General features: G+C 42.1%; 10 protein-coding genes. All 10 read left to right on the forward strand.

Annotation, left to right across the window (positions count from 1 at the left end; translation table 11 throughout):
- Positions 1-9: 9 nt before the first annotated feature.
- The 10 genes from QZR76_RS04915 to QZR76_RS04960 all read left to right on the forward strand — a co-directional run bounded on the left by QZR76_RS04915 (position 10) and on the right by QZR76_RS04960 (position 18,497).
- The gene (locus tag QZR76_RS04915) at positions 10-1,515 is read left to right on the forward strand and encodes a RagB/SusD family nutrient uptake outer membrane protein (protein ID WP_294140919.1); all 1,506 of its coding nucleotides are present in this window, start codon (positions 10-12) and stop codon (positions 1,513-1,515) included.
- A gap of 158 nt (positions 1,516-1,673) precedes the next feature.
- A complete protein-coding gene (locus QZR76_RS04920) occupies positions 1,674-5,072 on the forward strand; it encodes a SusC/RagA family TonB-linked outer membrane protein (protein ID WP_294140921.1) in 3,399 nt (1,132 codons plus the stop codon).
- Positions 5,073-5,107: 35 nt separating this feature from the next.
- Positions 5,108-6,235, forward strand: a complete 1,128-nt coding sequence (locus tag QZR76_RS04925) for a metallophosphoesterase (protein ID WP_294140923.1) — start codon at positions 5,108-5,110, stop codon at positions 6,233-6,235.
- A 287-nt stretch (positions 6,236-6,522) separates the two neighbouring features.
- Positions 6,523-7,086 carry an RNA polymerase sigma-70 factor gene (locus QZR76_RS04930; protein ID WP_294140925.1) on the forward strand — a complete coding sequence of 188 codons (564 nt, stop codon included), beginning with the start codon at positions 6,523-6,525 and terminating at the stop codon, positions 7,084-7,086.
- 136 nt (positions 7,087-7,222) lie between these two features.
- Entirely contained in the window at positions 7,223-8,407 is a 1,185-nt protein-coding gene (locus tag QZR76_RS04935) for a FecR family protein (RefSeq protein ID WP_294140928.1), read from the forward strand.
- Between the two features lie 278 nt (positions 8,408-8,685).
- On the forward strand, positions 8,686-12,108 hold the full coding sequence (locus QZR76_RS04940; protein ID WP_294140930.1) for a SusC/RagA family TonB-linked outer membrane protein: 3,423 nt from the start codon (positions 8,686-8,688) through the stop codon (positions 12,106-12,108).
- A 14-nt stretch (positions 12,109-12,122) separates the two neighbouring features.
- Positions 12,123-13,631, forward strand: coding sequence for a RagB/SusD family nutrient uptake outer membrane protein (locus tag QZR76_RS04945; protein WP_294140932.1), 1,509 nt, complete (start codon positions 12,123-12,125; stop codon positions 13,629-13,631).
- 9 nt (positions 13,632-13,640) lie between these two features.
- Complete coding sequence (locus tag QZR76_RS04950) at positions 13,641-14,402, forward strand: DUF4843 domain-containing protein (protein WP_294140933.1); 762 nt, start codon at positions 13,641-13,643, stop codon at positions 14,400-14,402.
- Positions 14,403-14,419: 17 nt separating this feature from the next.
- Complete coding sequence (locus QZR76_RS04955; RefSeq protein WP_294140935.1) at positions 14,420-16,045, forward strand: PKD-like family lipoprotein; 1,626 nt, start codon at positions 14,420-14,422, stop codon at positions 16,043-16,045.
- Positions 16,046-16,160: 115 nt separating this feature from the next.
- Positions 16,161-18,497: a DPP IV N-terminal domain-containing protein gene (locus QZR76_RS04960; RefSeq protein WP_294140937.1), complete on the forward strand. Its 2,337-nt coding sequence runs from the start codon at positions 16,161-16,163 to the stop codon at positions 18,495-18,497.

Raw genomic sequence — 18,497 nt, forward strand, 5'->3', positions numbered from 1 at the left:
GATACAGTTATGAAAAAGATATATCTATTAGGAATATTGGTGGTCATGTTATCCGGTTGTGATCACTTTCTGGACCGGACACCTTACGATAATATGGATGAAGATATTGTATTCGAGAAATTGGAGCATGTACAGGGGGCTTTGTATGGAGTGTATGATGCGATATCTCATGAAAATTATTATGGACGCCAAGTGTATGCTTATGAGGCGGCAAAAGGCCCTGACTTTTACGTGAACAGCGGGACGGGAAACCGTTTCGAACGGGAGAACGGTTACCAGGAGTCCTCTTCCTCCGGCGGATTTGCGGTCGATACGTGGGAACAGCTTTATGGCGTGGTAAAGGCTACGACCAATATCATCGGACGTATCGATAATGTTCCCGGTAATGAGGAAGAGAAAAAACGGATAAAAGGAGAGGCTCATGCTTTACGCGGATTGACCTATTTCGATTTGATGCGGATGTTTGCTTATCCTCCGATCTTCTCTTGTCCGGGAGGGGCTAAGTACGAAGATAAATATAAGAAGGGAGTACCTCTGGTTTTGACTATCGAGGAGTTGAATAGTGTGATTACTACACCTATCGGTCGTACGGATGCAGCCACTTGTTATGAGAAAATTCTCCATGAGTTGAATCAGGCGAAGATTTGTTTGAAGGGAATGCCGGTAAAACAGGGAGAGATCTCTTATTATGCCGTTTGTGCTTTGCTTTCCCGGGTATACCTTTATTTGGGGAAATGGGAAGAGGCGATCACGGAAGGGGAGTTGGCTTTAGGGGGAAAAAGTAAGATGATGGATTATAGCGAGTACAAAACGAATTATTATAAACCTTTCTGTAAGGAGAATATATGGGAGTTGGCTTATACGGCAACGGATAATTTGAGTACGGCAGCCTTGAATTATATTATACGCTATCCGACAATTGATAATCCGGAAGATCCGAAGGACGGAAAAGTTTCGGCCAAGCAGGGGTACGCTGCTTATAGTATCAATTCGTTGTGGATGAATACCGTAAAAAAGGATGCAAAGGACGTGCGGAGTTATTTGATTTGTGACAATAGAAAAGGCAAGGGGTGTCGGAGATATATAGGTGATCCTACCCATTATCAACATAATATTCCTGTGGTTTGTTTGGCTGAGGTCTATCTGAATCTGGCCGAAGCTTACGCGGAGAGTAGCCGTCCCAATGGATTAAAGACGGCTTTGGATTATATGAATGAGGTGCATGAGGCCCGGACGGACGAAACGTTTGAAGGAGGATTGTTGACAAAACAGGAATTGATCGATGCCATATTATTGGAGCGTCGCAAAGAATTGGTTTTATTGGGACATACCTATTGGGATTGTTTCCGTCGGGCGATTCCTTTTAAACGGGAAAGGAAAGGATGTGTGACGGCTGCAAACGAAAATATTGATTATACTTTGCCTCAGGTAGTATATCCGATACCGGAGAATGAGATGGATGCGAATCCCAATATCCGGGGAGAACAGAACCCGGGCTATGCGCCTTATCAGTAAGTTTGGGTGAATAGATTTGCTTGTTTGTAGAGAGATTGTCCGAAATCCGTTTTCGGACAATCTTATTTGCGTCAGGGATACTACTGGGTTATACCGGTGAATTACAGTAATCGATAACCAGAATAAAATCGTAAGATCGAGGACGAACAGAAGCATTTATGGAAAGATTTATTAAATATCTATTGCTTTGGGTGTGTCTGAGCATGGGGGAAACTCTTCAGGCTCAGGAGCAACGGGTTAATTTGAATCTGAAGGATGTCATGTTACGGGATTTGATCTGGGAGTTGCAGCGTAAGACCGATTTGATTTTTATTTATAGTACGTCCGATGTGGAATCGGTACGACTGTCCCGGGTAAAAGAGAGAAACAAGGGGGTTCGGGCGATTCTGGATAAATACCTCGAGGGTACCGGGTTGTGTTACGATGTCCGTCACGAGGTTTTTGTACTTCGACGATGCGACAAGCAGCCTGTAAAGATGAAAATGAGAACGATACGGGGATGCGTACGGGACGAAGAGGGAGTCGTGTTGCCGGGAGTTACCGTACGGTTGAAGGGGAGTTCTATCGGAGTTGCCACGGATATAAACGGTTGCTACGCTTTGCGAGTACCGAAAGAGGGACGATCGATATTGGTTTATTCTTTTATCGGGATGGAGAGTTGTGAAGTGGAGATTACTGCAGGAGCGACCGTTGACGTGGTGTTGCGGCCGGATTGTAAACATTTGAGGGAAGTGATCATTACCGGGTATGGTCAGTATGCACGGACCGGTTATACGGGATCGGCTACGGTTATCGGATCGGAAAATATAGGAGGGCGTTCCGTCAGTTCGTTTCAAGATGTTATCCGGGGACTCTCTTCCGGTACGTTGGTCGGCGGATCGGGACAACCCGGGGTGGCTTATTCCGTTTTAATCCGCGGGGTAGGTTCCATGCATGCTTCCAAGGATCCCCTGTATGTCGTGGACGGGATGGTTTGGGATTTGATGAATCTCTCCGGTGACGATGAATATCCGATCAATCCTTTGAACACGATTAACCCGCAGGATATTGCTAATATTACGGTATTGAAAGATGCAGCTTCCGCTTCCCTCTACGGTTCCCGGGGAGCAAACGGTGTTATCGTTATTACGACAAAACAGGGAAGCGGAAACGGGAAGACCCGTTATACCCTGGATGCCCAGTTGGGGTTGGCTTCGTTGTTCTCCGGGGCAAAGCCCGATCTTGTGAATGCAGACGAGTTTACCGATTTATGGGTGGAGGGTGAAATGCACCGTTTAGTATACCAACAGATCTCTAAAAATAATTTTTTTGAAGAGGTGAAACGGTTGTACGCGGATAAAGAAAACTATCTGATCGAGGGGAAGAACTATTATGATTGGTATCATGCCGCACAACAAAGGTTTAATGAGGTCTTTAAGATAAAGAGAGGGGACGGGGGGTATTACGAGGATTTGTTTGGGGTGGATCGGAGAAAGTTACCGGATGTCAATTGGTATGAGAAAGTGACTCGCTTGGCTCCGTTTCAAAAAATTAATTTCTCCATGGATGGAGGAGATCCTGCCGGAAACTACTATATTTCGCTGGAGTATCTGAATCAACAGGGAGTTATTCGGGGAAGTCAGTTGAAACGTTATTCTTTACGGGTGAATTTTGCTTCGGAACCCGCGGGGAAATCGTTTCATTGGGGAATAAAGACTATGCTTTCTCATTCCGATCAGAGAGGGCCGCGACAAGATGCTATGGGGTATGCCATGCCTCAGTATACGGCTCTTTCTTTGGCTCCGGTCGTCCCGGTTTATTTAGAGGACGGATCTTTGAATCTGGAATTTCCGTACGGACAGAATAGCAATATGAATCCGTTAGCCGTTAATAAATATAACATTTATGCCCGTCCGCAAACAGTCGTTTATGCTTCGGGATGGATACGTTGTTTGTTGTCTCGATCTCTTTCTTTTCGGGGAACCGTTTCTTTGTCGGCTTTAATGGCCCGTCGTCGTCAATATTACGATAAGGATTTCGGAGATGGACAAAAAGATGGAGGGGCTCTTTACGAACGGGATGCCCGTCGCCGGAAAATCATGGGTACGGGAATACTTTACTATTGTCCCGTTCTGGGGAAAGGGCACGAGTGGAGTTCTTATACCGGATTTGAACTGGAAGATGTAAAGGAGGAGTATATATCGGCCAGAGGAATACGTTTCCTCTCGGATGACTTTCCTTATTTATCGGCTTCCGCCAAGGTGTCGAGAGTGGGGGGCGGCGGAGAAGGTTATGCCATGTTTTCCTGGTTGTTTAATTCGAATTATACGTACAGGCAGAAATATTATTTGTCGGTTTCTTTGCGTGGGGATCGTTCTTCTTGTTTTCATCCCGACTATCGTTTCGGATTTTTTGGCTCCGTTTCGGCGGCCTGGAGGATTTCCCGGGAGCGATTCATGCAACGACAGGATAAGATACAAGAATTGAAATTGAAGGTCAGCTACGGAAATAACGGCTGTTTGCCCCAGAAGCTTTATGGTTGGCGTTCCCTCTATTCTTTTGGTTATGAATATAACGGTAAACCGGGATTGAACGCCGAAACAATTGCCAATAAACGTTTGACCTGGGAAAATAACCGGATATTGAATCTGGGGGTAGAAGCCGTTCTTTTGAACCGGATGCATCTGAATCTGGAATATTATTACCAGGTGACGGCAAATTTGTTGCAGGATGTTCCTCTTTCCTACGTAAGTGGTTATTCCAGCCGCTTGGAGAATACGGAAGCAGGATTGCGCAATACCGGGATTGAGTTGGACGTGGAGTTGGATCTCCTGAAAAAGAGATTCTGGAGTTGGGGTATTGATTTTAATCTGGCAACCCTGAAGAATCGATTTTTCGGATTGAAAGGAGACTACCTCGGATTACAGATACAGCGGAACGGGGAGAGTATATATTCCTGGTATTTAAGGGAATGGGCCGGGGTGAACCGGGAGACGGGCGAACAGCAATGGGTTCATGTGGAAAAAAATGGGAAAAAGGAACTGACAACAAAATATTCAAAAGGTTCGCGGGACGTGAGGGGTAGTGCTTTGCCTAAGATTAGCGGAGGATTGACAAGCGTGTTGCGGTATAAGAATTGGGAATGGAGATGTTTGTTTACTTATGCCTGCGGATATAAGGTCTTGGATTATACCGGTTCTTATAGTACGAAGAATGATGGTGCCCGGAACTACCGGAATATGGAGCGGGATCAATTGGATCGTTGGACACCGGATAATCCGGCCGGGAAAAATCCGATCCGTATAAATAATGGTTGGGATCGTTATAATTCAACCCGGTATTTGTATGACGGGGATTATTTAAAGTTGAAGAGTATGAAGGTTCAATATAACCTGCCTGAAAGTTGGACCCAAAAATTTAAAATAGAGCATGCGCATTTGTTTTTGCAAGCAGAAAATCTTTTTGTATGGACCGAATTGAAAGGATTCGATCCGGAAATCACCTTAACCGGTTATCGAAGACCGGAGGTTTATCCTTCGGCCACGACCTATACGGTCGGATTATACATGGTGTTTTAAAAATGTTTTTTTAGATTTTAATGAAAGGTATGAAAATGAACAGGATAATATGGGGATTGCTGTATTTCATAATGTGGCTCCCTGCAGATCGGGTATTTGCACAAGAAATACAAACGAAAGATACGGCCCTTTCGGTAGATGGGCCTTATATTTTACACGAGAAAGAGGGGTGGTTGAGGTTGTTGAAGGTAGATGAGGCCGGAAAATTGACGGATAGTTTGTTTTTTCCGGATGATCGCTTCTCTTTTCAGGTACGTTCGGAGGATGGAGAACACCGTTTTTCCGTCCGGTTACATGAATTTGAACGGGAGGAGTATAGAATTCCCGGGGTTTCGGATCAGGTTTTTGTAATTTCCGATCCTCACGGGAATTTGGATTGTTTTGTTTCCATATTACAGGCCGGAAAAGTTATAGACAAGACATATCGTTGGATTTTCGGTCGAAATCGTTTGGTTATTATCGGAGATGTTTTCGATCGGGGAAAAGACGTGCTCCCGATCTTCTGGTTGATTTATAAATTGGAACAAGAGGCCCGGGAGGCGGGGGGAGCCGTTACCTTATTGTTAGGGAATCACGAAGAGATGGTATTGCGGGGAGACCTACGTTATACCCGGAAAAAATATTTGAATCTGGCCAAACGTCTGGGGCTTTCTTATCAGAATCTTTGGCATGGAAATAGTGAGTTAGGCCGCTGGCTTCAAACCAAAAATACGGTCGCTCTTATCGGGAGAAACGCTTTTGTGCATGCCGGTTTTAGTCGAGAGTTTGCCGCTTTGAAGGAAGATTTGGGAGTGGTAAACCGAACCGTAAGTACTTCTTTGTTTTTATCTAAGCCGGAACGTAAGGCCGTATCCGAATTGTCCGCCTTTCTATTTTCGGGGAAAGGACCTTTATGGTACCGGGGGATGGTGCTGAACAAGAAAAAATACGATCCGATGACTTTAAAAGAGGTTAAATCCGTTATGCAGAAATTGGAAGTAGACAAGGTATGGGTAGGGCATACTATCTTTAAGGATATATCCCGGTTTTACGGGAAACGGGTGATTGCGGTAAACGTGAATAATGTAAAAAATCGGGAAGCCCAACGGGGACGCGGCGTTATGATGAAAAAGGGGAAATTATACCGGGTTTATGATTCCGGTAAATGGAGAGAGATGAGGTAACAGATTGAAGAGAGTAGGACAGATATGGTTTTTATAATTTGTGAATTTCCTTTTAATGAACAAAAAGGAAATTATTTTAAGTCGTAAATGTACAGTCATTTTCTATAAATGTGAAAAAGAGGACCTTTTTAGCTTATTTTGGGTCCTCTTTTTGTATTTATTGAGCTATTTTTGTATTGTTTTTATTAGTATTTTTTCTTAATTTTTCCATTTTATTTATGCTGTTTTCACATAAGAAATAGGTTACTTTATCACCATTTTTGTTGTGTATGAAAGACGTGTACGAGATGACTGATAGGAATTTGAAAAAGATAAACGGATATGTATATAATGTGGAGTCTATATTTAAAGAATATTATGGCTCTTTATGTTATTTTGCATCTCAGTATATCCAGGATGATAGTATTACGGAGGACATAGTGCAGGATATTTTTATCAGTTTGTTGGAGAAAAAAAATGTTTTCCAGACAGAACTTCATTTGAAAAATTTCCTGTATTTATCTGTGCGGAATGCTTGTTTGAATGTTTTAAGGAATAAGGTTTCCAAGGAAAAATACATTGAGTTTATTACTCGAGAAGAATCTTCCGAGAATTTTGAAGATAACTTGATTCTTACGGAAGTTCATAAAGAATTGGCAGAGGCGGTGGAGAAGTTGCCGCCGGAGTGTCGTAAAGTATTTGATCTCTCTTATTTCCAGGGAAAAGATAATGAAACGGTGGCGGAAGAATTGGGACTTAGCGTGAATACCGTGAAGGCTCAAAAAGCTCGTGGGAAAAAAATTTTAAGAGAGGGATTAAGGGATATTTTCCCTTTCGTGATGTTTTTTTTGAATATTTTGGATAAATATTGATGATGTGTTATTAACTTGTTTATAAGGATTTTATGATATGTTTGTTTTAGGATAGTTATTCCCAAAATGGACATGGAATTTTTTTTGGAAAAAAAAGAAGATTCATTTAATCCTTTTGAATACCCTTCGTGTAATAATGATGATGAAAAGAGAAAACTGTACATACCAGTATGACATGGCCGCTATAATAGTTTCCTATTTGCGGAATGAGATTAGTGAGGCAGATCAACGAAAGTTAGATGTCTGGCTGGCTTCTTCAGAGGGTCACAAGGATCTCTTTTCCCGGATTTGTAACGAGACGATGCAGTTGGAAGAGATCCGGAAAATTTTATCTCGTGATGCCAATAGTGCATGGGTGGTATTGAAGATGAAAGCCGAAAGGCGCCGTAAACAACGTTTATTTAGGATATATAAAGTTGCAGCTTCTGTGGTAGTCTTGTTTGGTGTGTCTATGGTATTGTGGTTAAAGTCTTCGAATAAGCCTGTAGAGGGAGAGAGGGTGGCCGTGCGCGAAGAGATCGTTCCGGGGCGTCCGATGGCAAAGTTGACCGTTGCTTCCGGAATCACGTATCAGTTGGATACTTTGGGTGACTTGATGTTGTCGAGTTCTGCGGCAGAGAATAACGGGCGAGAGGTGATATTTAAAGATTTGCATGAGGTGCAGGATTCATTGCCGAAATATGGAAAAATAGAAATTCCTCGCGGGGGAGAGTATACAATGGTTTTAAGTGACGGAACAAGGGTTTACTTGAATTCGGCAACGGAATTACGTTTCCCGGAAAGTTTTGCGGGATGTAAGGAGCGGGTGGTTTATCTTTCGGGAGAAGCTTTTTTTGAGGTGGCTAAAGATGCCGACCGACCATTTATTGTCATTTGTTCTACTTACGATGTGCGGGTTCTGGGAACCTCTTTTAATATTTCTGATTACGCGGATGACGAGGATTCTCGGACAACATTAGCCTCCGGAAAGGTCGAAATCGATATGCATAATAACAAGCAGATTGTATTAAAGCCAGGAGAACAGGCTATCGTGACGGGTAAAGGAGTGAATGTGAAAGAGGTTGATGTGGAGCTTTATACCACGTGGATGTACGAGAATTTCCGCTTTAAAGGTGGAAATATAGAAGATATTATGAAAAAGTTGGCGCGATGGTATGTGGTGGATGTGTTTTATGCCAATCAATCTGTAAAAGATTTTCATTTTACCGGTTTTTTGCCTCGTTATGCAAAAATCGAAGATGTGTTGGAATTATTAAGTTTGACAACAAAAAATATAGCGTTTGAAGTGAAAGGTAAAAGTGTATGGGTTAGGGAAAAATAAAAAGGGTATAAGAAAAGGGCCGGAGCTGCAACCCCGACCCTTAAATGTGTACTAAAAATAAACCAAAAGGGATTACAAATATACTCTTTTTTTTTCCATAAACAAATATTAAGCAAATTTTCTCACTGCAATTTTGAAAAAAAATTATGCGGGAGAAGGTCGGTTTGTGGTGTATTGAATTTTTATAAAACATCAATTGCTTGGTTCAGAGATTATTGACAGTGATCTTCTGAGTTGGGTGATATGTACTAAAAATGACCTAAATAAATTAAAAATCAATGAGAAGTAAAATGAAAAACTGGTTGTTTAGTCATAGCAGATTTTCGTTAGGGTCGAAGCTAACGTTAATGCTATTGCTAATCACGCACATTGCTTTTTCCAGCGAGAAAGCTTTCAGTCAACAGAACATCACGGTTCAGTTTAAGAAACAGTCTTTGAGTGAAGTATTGAATGTATTGAAAACAAAGACTACGTACGAGTTTTTGTATAATGATGAGGAAGTGAAGAATATCACAGACATCACTCGTGACTTTACCGATGCAACGATTTCTGAAATTCTAAAATCTTGTTTGGCCGGAACAAAGTATAATTTTAAGATCGTGAATAATATCATTATTATCACTCCGGACGATCAGAAGAAAGAAGAGGTAAAGGCAATCACGGTAAAAGGTAAGGTTTATGATGAAAAGGGCGAATCCTTACCCGGTGTAGCGATTACTTTGAAGAAGACAACTTTGGGTGTTGTTTCGGATATTGATGGTAAATTTGAAATTAAGTTACCCAAAAGGGATACGATGATTTTGGTATTCTCTTTCCTTGGGATGAAATCTCAAGAGGTCGATGTCAATAAGATTAAAGACCTGACGAAAGATGTTATCATCAAATTACAACCGGATGTAACGGAAGTGGATGAGGTTGTGGTTACCGGTTACGGACAAATCAAAAAACAAAGTTTTACCGGTAGTGCGCAAACGATAGAGGGAAAAGAGTTGATGAAAGCTTCTAAAAGCAACGTGATAAAAGCATTGCAGGCTTTTGACCCGTCTTTCAGAATTCAGACCAATAATCAATGGGGATCCGACCCGAATGCATTGCCTGAAATGTATATCCGGGGTCGTTCCGGTATAGGTGTAAAGGAACTGAATAAAGACCCGTTATCTAAATCCGCCCTGCAGAATAACCCGAACCTGCCGACCTTTATTTTGGATGGTTTTGAGGTAGATGTACAGAAGGTGTATGACTTGGATATGAACCGGGTTGCCAATATTACGATTTTGAAAGATGCCGCAGCAACGGCTATGTACGGTTCTCGTGCTGCTAACGGTGTGATCGTTATCGAGTTGGTTGCTCCGAAACCGGGAGAGGTGACGGTTTCTTATACCGGAAAAGCCACGGTAACCATGCCTGACTTATCCGATTATAACTTGGCAAATGCGAAGGAAAAGTTAGATATCGAGGTACTTTCCGGCTTATACGATCCGGCTAATTATAATGGTTTAGACGATGCCATGAAGGCATATAATAAACGTTACGAGCGTATTGTTGAGGGTGTGGATACCGATTGGATGTCTATGCCATTGCGTAATGTTGTTGAACACCAACACAGTTTGTATGTTGAAGGAGGTAACAATGATTTGCGTTACGGTTTGGATGCTCAATTCAACAACAGAGGCGGTGTAATGAAAGACTCTTATCGTAGAACGATGGGTGTAGGATTCTCCGTGGATTATCGATTGAATAAGAAATTCCAGGTGAAAAATACCATTTCTTATACTTACACGAAATCTCAAGAGTCTCCTTACGGGTCCTTTAGTGATTATACGGAGTTGTTGCCCTATGACCGTCCATACAATAAGGAGGGTAAATTGGTACAGAAATTGGATTTCTCCGTGGATGCCTCCAATTCAGGTTTGAACAACCCGTTGTATGAGGCTACTTTGAATAACTTCGAGTATAGTAAATACGACGAATTTATCGATAACCTCAGTATGAACTGGTATGTTGATGACTTCTTGTCTGTCAAAGGACAATTCAGTATCACCAAACAGTATACGAAAGGAGAACGTTTTTACGATCCTCTTTCCAGCAAAGTATCTGCAAAGGATTCTGACGATAGCGACGGTCTTTTGGGAGATTTGTACTGGAATAAAGGAGAAAATACGAACTGGAATGCCAATGTGTTCGTTTATTACAACCGTTTGATCGGTGCCCACAGTATAAACTTTTCTTTGGGTATGAATGCCCGTTCCACGAAAACGACTACGACCTCCATTCACTACAGAGGTTTTCCGTCCGGAGAGTTGCATTCACCGAACTATGCTGCCGAAGTATACGATAAACCTTCTAAGAGTGAGAATCAGACCCGTTTGGTCGGTTTTATCGGAAGTTTGAACTATACCTATAATGATATTTACTTGTTGGATGCTTCCGTACGTTTTGACGGTTCTTCCGAATTCGGACGTAATCAACCTTGGGGTTCTTTCTGGTCCGGCGGTTTGGGTTTGAATATCCATAACTACGAGTTTATGAAAGATAACGGTATTTTCGACCAGTTGAAAATCCGCGGGTCTTACGGACAAACCGGTAAGGTAAATTTCTCTCCGTATAGTGCAATTACTACTTACGAAGCTCAAACGGACGAGTGGTATAAGACCGGATACGGTGTGAAATTAAAAGCGTTAGGAAATGCGGATTTGACCTGGGAAACCACGAATGAATTGAATATCGGTTTGGATATGACCGTGTTTAATCGGTTCACGTTGAATTTCGACTTCTATAATAAGAAAACGGTAGACTTGATCAACGATGTAACGCTTCCGACTTCATCCGGTTTCTCTTACTATGTAGACAACGTGGGAGAGAACCAAAACCGCGGATTTGAAATTCAACTTCGTGCCGATATCATTAAGAAGCGGGATTTGAACATTGCTCTCTGGGGAAATTTAGCCCACAATAAAAATAAGATTTTGAAAATCTCCGAGTCGTTGAAAATGTACAATGATCAGGTAAACGATTATTATAAAGAGGCCGAGGATGATCAGGTTAGTGCTTCCTGGATTAGTAAAGATCCCAAGTATTCCAAGCCGATTATGAAATACGAAGAGGGCGGTTCTTTGACCTCTCTATTTGCGATGCAATCTTTGGGAATTGACCCGAGTAACGGAAAGGAACTTTTCCTGAATCGCGACGGATCTGTTACTCATACCTGGAGTGCGACCCAACAGGTAATCGTTGGAAATACCGAGCCGGATGCTCAGGGTTCTTTCGGTTTGAATGCCATTTATAAGAACTTCACTTTGTTTGTTAACTTTATGTACCAATGGGGAGGACAGGCTTATAACCAGACTTTGGTTGACCGGGTTGAGAATGCAAAAGTGGAAAACAGAAACGTGGACAAACGGGTGTTGACCGATCGTTGGCAAAATCCGGGAGACGTGACTCCTTTGAAAGATATTAAGAATCGTGACGTGACGACTTTGCCCACCTCTCGTTTCGTGCAGGATGATAATTTCCTCACCTTGTCTTCTATCTCTTTGACGTATGATTTCAACGAATCATTTGTAAAACGTCTTAGAATGAGTCGAATGAGTTTCGAGGTAAGTATGGAGGATATCGTAAGATGGTCCAGTATTCGTCAAGAACGGGGACTTAGCTATCCGTTTGCACGGGGTGTAAGCTTCTCGTTAATGGTCAACTTTTAATTAATTAGAAAACTATGAAAAGATATAAGTTAATATTACTTTCTGTTTGCGTGTTGCCGTTTGTGTTGGCTTCGTGCAACAAGTGGCTGGATGTCTCTCCGGAGGATCAGATCACGGAGGAAGAACTTTGGAGTAAGGGAGAAGGATTCCGGAATGCCTTGAACGGTGTTTATAAATCGATGGCCGCTTATAACCTTTACGGTCGTAATTTGACCTGGGGATTGGTAGATGCTTTGGGACAATGTTATAATTTAAATTACGCGGCAGATAATGCTACCAAGGATATGAAGAAGGCCGTGGAGTACGAGTTTGAAGACGAAGCTTTGAAACCGGTTATCGAGACGATCTGGGAAGAGGCTTACAATACGGTAGCCAATTGCAATAACATATTGAATAATGTGCCTCAGGCTAAGCCTGAAATTTTTGCAGCCGGAGAGCGGGAAAAGAATATGATATGGGGAGAAGCCTTGGCTTTACGTGCCTTTATCCAGTTCGATATGTTGCGTTTGTATGCGGCAGCTCCGATAACGAAACCGACCACGAAATATATTCCTTACGTGGAGACCTATCCCTCTTTGATCTCTAACAAGAAAAGTGTAAATGAGTGTTTGGATTTGATTATCAGGGATTTGAAAGATGCAAAAGCGTTGTTATGGAAGAGTGATTCTGCTTATACGTTATCTGTTGCCAATCGTTTTGAGGTTGCCGGAAGTTTAACCAACCGGTTTATTTCGACCAGAGGATACCGGATGAACTATTATGCCGCTTGTGCTGCATTGGCCCGGGTATATTTGTATGCCGAACAGACGACCAACGCGTATAACGAAGCTACTGCTTTGATCGAATTGGAGAAGAAAAATAACTATTTCCCTTTTAAAAATAGTGCAAACAATGGAGATTTGAAGTTCTATAGCGACATCATTATGGGACTGTATGCCTCTAAATTAAGGGATTGGGATCGGGCAGCCAATGAGGTGATGAGCGGAAACAGTATGTATTATTTAAGGTTGACGAACATTAAAAAAATCTTTGCTCCGGACTTGAAAGGTTCCTATGAAAATATAACGAGTGATGACTATCGCTTTAAGTATCAGATTGAGAACTACATGGGATACGAGTATTTCCGTCCCTTGAAATACAAGGAGCAAACGGCGACTACGACCCAGACCAAGGTCGCTAACGACTTGGTTCCGATGCTGCGTATGAGTGAAGTATATTATATCGCTGCAGAGGCTATTTATGAAACCAATTTGGAAGAGGCTAAGGAGTATCTGTTTAAGGTGAAATCCGGAAGAGGAATCAGATCTGCTGCCGTGACGGAACAAAAACAGGCTATTCAGGATAAAGATGCCTTTATAGAAGCTTTGCGTAACGATATGCGTAGAGACTTGTGGGGAGAGGGACAATTGTTCTTTATGTTTAAGAGAGTGAATGAAGCTATTCCCTCGGATTACGAGACCTTCGGTCCTTCGGATGAGTATTTTGTACTTCCGGTACCCGATAGTGAAATTACTGTTAAATAAAATCGAATTATGAAGACGAATATTATATTACTTCTTTTATTGTCCCTGTTTTCTCTGTCGGCTTGCGATGAGCAAGGTTTATGGGAAAATTCGAATGATGTGACTTATATCTATTTCTCTAAAGATGCAACAAAAGACAGCACGGCTACTTCCTTTAAATTGTATGCCGGAGAGAATCGGATTACAATTCCCGTGGAGGTAACGGTTGCCGGTAAATGGCCGAAGCAGGATATGGAATTTACGGTATCAGTAGATTTGAACGAGACCACTTTATATCCCGAGAATTATGTTATTCCGGAAAAATTCGTTTATCGTGCCGATCATAAGGTTGATACGATCTATATAGATTTTATCAATCATCCCGATTTGGCCACGAAAGATTTGAGATTAGTTTTGAAAATCGATCCGAAAGGGGATATTTTGGAAGGACCGGTTATCAATCAGAGAGCGATTATCTCTATTACGGACAGGATTTTCCAACCGGAGTGGTGGACCGTATGGGATTTTATCGGTACGAACGGACAACCCCTCTTTAATATAGCGGAAGCTTATTATATCGGAGAATATTCGGATACGAAATACTTGATGTTCCTGGATATATTGGACGGTGAGCCTTTTGACGGAAAGGACCGGAACAAATTGAGAGGTTATTGTTTGCAGCTGAAGTACAAGATCGAAGAGTTCAACAATGATCCGGCGAATATCGCTGCAGGAAAGACCCCGTTGAAAGATGAGAAAGGTAGAGTAATAACTGTTCCTATCAAGGGATAATTAAAACGAGAAAAAAGATGAGACATAATTTTTTATGGATTGTAATGCTGCTGTTGGCAGTGAGTTGTTTGGACGATAAAAACAACTACAATTACAAGGATATAAATACGGTTGGGGATTCTAAGATTACAGGATTAAGAAGTGTTTATACTTGTTTCCCCGGCGAAGAAGTGCGTTTGGTTCCCGAAGTAAAGCTTTCAAAAGACACGTTGAATCCAGATGTAAGCTACTCCTGGTATGTTAACGGTGCTTTAATCGAGAATACCGATTCTATATATACGTTCAAATCGGATGTTATCGCCACACATAAGATAGTTTTTTGTGTGACCGATAATCAGACCGGTGTTCAGTTTGTGGCAGGAACTCAGGTTTCCGTTGACTCTCGTTGGCTAAAAGGGTGGATGATCTTGTCCAAGGGGGCCGGAGACGCTTCTCAGGTATCCATGGTGTTGATGAGAAGAAGCGAGGTCGCTTTACCGGAAAATCAAACCAAAGATACGATTTTGTATGATGGTCAGGATATCAATGTTGTAAAGGATCTGGGAACGGGACCGAAGAAATTGAGAGAATCTTTTATGATTTACGATTATGCTTTTGACGGAGCCATGGATGAAATTGTTGTATTACAAGATAACAAATGCGCTGAATTACACGGGAGCGACTTGCATAAGGTAATTAATACGGAAGAAGAGTTCTCGGGAGCCGTTCCCTCCAATTTCCGTCCTTTGGATGCTATTATGACAACCGGATTAAAATGCGTATTGGATCAAGACGGTTATGTTTACACGAGTACGGGAGCCGTAATCACCGACTTCCACGCCGGAAGATATCCGTCGGAGCCGGCTTTCAACGGAAGGAAATTTAAAGCACTTTATCAATCCAACCGGAATAACGCTAAGTTTTTCTTGGCACTGGATGCAAATAACACTTTGGTCGGAATCGTAGACGATGCTACCGCCAGATACGGTAGTCAGGATGTTCAAATGGGGGGTAAAGCGGGTGCGTTAGCCGAGATTCGTTTCCCCGAATCAAGCTACGATAAGACTTTGTTCCAGAATATTCCGGAAGAGGTGTTGTTTACGACATGGACGGACGGTGAGTACGAAGATCCTTCGTTCGTATCTTTGCTGAAAGGACAGAGCGATTATTACATGCATACCTATTCTTTTGAGTATAAGAGTAATCCTTCTTCGGAAGAGCCCAATTTGGATGTTATCTCAACCAACGGAAGAACACATAAAATTTCTTCTGCCATGATGAATAATTTCACGGATGCGGCTGCTCTTTACTACTATAAATGTTTGATCGTGGCTAACGGCAATAAGTTATACAGTTGTTCTTTGACCGATGAGAACGATCCCGGTAAGGAGTTTATGACCTTCGCCGGTAATATCGTTGCCATCGATGCCAAAGATATGGGACGAGATCCGGATAGCCCGAGATACGATTTCGGTGGTGCTCATGTCGGAGTGGCGTTGGATAACGGAGAGTTCTATATCTACGAGTTGAAGTATGACGAGGATGCGGCGAAAGTGACAGAGATGCGGGAGTTGTATCATTATGCCGGATTTGGTAATATCGTAGATGTTATATATAAGTATGGAGAAAGTTCTATGGTAACTTTCCCGTATCAGCCGAATTGATTACAAACTGGATTTTAATAAATATGGAAGGGAGCTTAGGCTCCCTTCTATGTTCTAACAAAGGGGTTGCGGATGTGAAGGATATAGATGGTAATTGTATGTAAATGATAATTGTATGAAAAAATGTTTGATTTTATTTCTGTTATTTTTTGTTTTTGAAAGTGGGAATGCCCAGCAGAAAGCGAATTATAAGTTAGCAGAAAAATTTACCCGGATGGGATTAAGCGGGGTCGTGTCGCAAAATAGTAAGCAGGTGGTTCCCCGGTATATCCATAACGGAGAAAAATTTTGGTTTGAATTCAGAACGGATGAGGGGAAGAAATTTTATTTTGTAGATCCGGAAAAAGGAGAAAAGCGTCTGCTTTTCAAGAATACGGATATAGCCCAGGGAGTGAGTAAGTACACCCGCAGGGCTTATGACGAGAAAAATTTAGTATTGTCGGATATCGATTTCTCCAAAGATTTGTCGAAAATGACCTTTTCTATGGATGATGGAGAGTACGAGTATAACATGAAGACAAAGGCAGTAAAACAATTGCCGAAGCGGGAACAGAAGGAGGAGCCTATCAGGTATTCCTGGATGGCGTTGTCTCCGGATAGCAGTTATATTTTATACGCGAAAAATCATAACCTCTATGTCAGAGGAAGCAAATATAAAGATCAGGATACGACCGAAATACAATTGACAACTGACGGGGAACAGTATTTTTCCTATGCCCGGGATAACCAAAGTATGGACTCCACGGAGACGGAAATGGAGGGACGTTGGTTTAAATTTGCCGATAAGGCTTATGTTTTGCGTCGAGATCAACGGAAGGTGGAGGAGATGGCCGTAATTGACGTACTGGCTAAACCGAGACCGAAAGCCGTAAGTTACAAATACGATATGGCCGGGGCAAAAGAGTTGTCCAAATGGGAATTGTCGGTTATCGATGTGAAAAAACTCAAGGTATTGAAGATCAATGCAGATAAATGGCAGGATCAGGATATGGAAGTGTTATATACCACCAAAAAGGGGGATAAAATCTTCTTTGAGCGTTATAAGCGGAAGCGGGATGAGGTGGAACTTTGTGTTGCCGATACCGAAACCGGAGAGGTAAAAGTATTGATTCATGAGGAAGACAGACCTTATGTTGATTATCATATGCGGAATATCGTTTTCCTGAATGAAGGGAAGGATATTCTTTACCGTTCGGAACGTACGGGATGGGCCCATTATTATCACTATGACGGAGAGGGAAATCTGAAGAATACGATTACTTCCGGAGATTGGGTGGCCGGACAAATTGCGGCAATAGATACGGTCGGCCGTACCATTTATCTGTACGCGCACGGGTATGATAAAAAGATAAATCCTTACTACTATCAGGTGGTGAAAGCCCATATTGACCGGGAAGGGGTTGTCTTGTTATCTCCCGAGGACGGTCAGCATAAGGCTACATTTTCTGACTCCAGAAAGTATTTTGTGGATACCTATTCCCGGGTAGATATGGAGCCTAAGTTTGTATTGAAAGACAATAAGGGACGGGTGATTATTTCGGAGTTGGCTAAGTCTGATTTTAGGCGAGCTTACGAAATGGGCTGGAAGGCTCCCGAACGATTTACGGTAAAAGCAGCCGACGGTTTGACAGACCTTCATGGAATCATGTGGAAGCCGGCCGATTTTGATCCGAACAAGAAATATCCGATCATCTCTTCCGTTTATCCGGGGCCTTTCTTTGAATATGTATCAACCGGATTCAGTCTGGACGACAGCTATAATATGAAGTTGGCACAACTTGGGTTTATCGTGGTTTCCATGGGACATCGCGGAGGAAGTCCCATGCGTGGTAAATTTTATCATCGTTACGGATACGGTAATTTAAGGGATTATCCTTTGGCAGACGATAAATACGCTATCGAACAATTAGCAGATCGTTACTCTTTTATCGATATCACGAAAGTCGGTATTTTCGGACATTCCGGCGGCGGCTTTATGTCTACGGCCGCTATCTGTACGTATCCCGATTTCTATAAAGCTGCGGTTTCTTCTTCGGGAAACCATGATAATAATATCTACAATAACGGTTGGGTAGAAATTCATCACGGGGTGAGAGAGACGAAAGAGGTGATCAAGGATAGTATTAACGGAGACCGGGACGTTTCGGAATTCAGCGTAAAGGTTCCGACCAATATGGAACTTGCGAAAAATCTGAAAGGACATCTTTTGCTGGTAACAGGGGATATGGATAAAAATGTTAACCCGGCCCATACCTTACGTATGGTGAATGCCTTAATAGAAGCCGGAAAAAACTTCGATATGCTGGTATTACCCGGAAAAGGTCATGGATACGGGAATGACGATCATTTCTTTGAGCGGAAATTATGGTATCATTTTGCCAAATATTTGTTAGGTGATACGACTGCCGATTATTTTGGAGATATAGATCAATATAAAGAAACAGAAAATTGA

This window comes from uncultured Sanguibacteroides sp. (genome assembly GCF_900543425.1).
Lineage (GTDB): Bacteria > Bacteroidota > Bacteroidia > Bacteroidales > Marinifilaceae > Gabonibacter.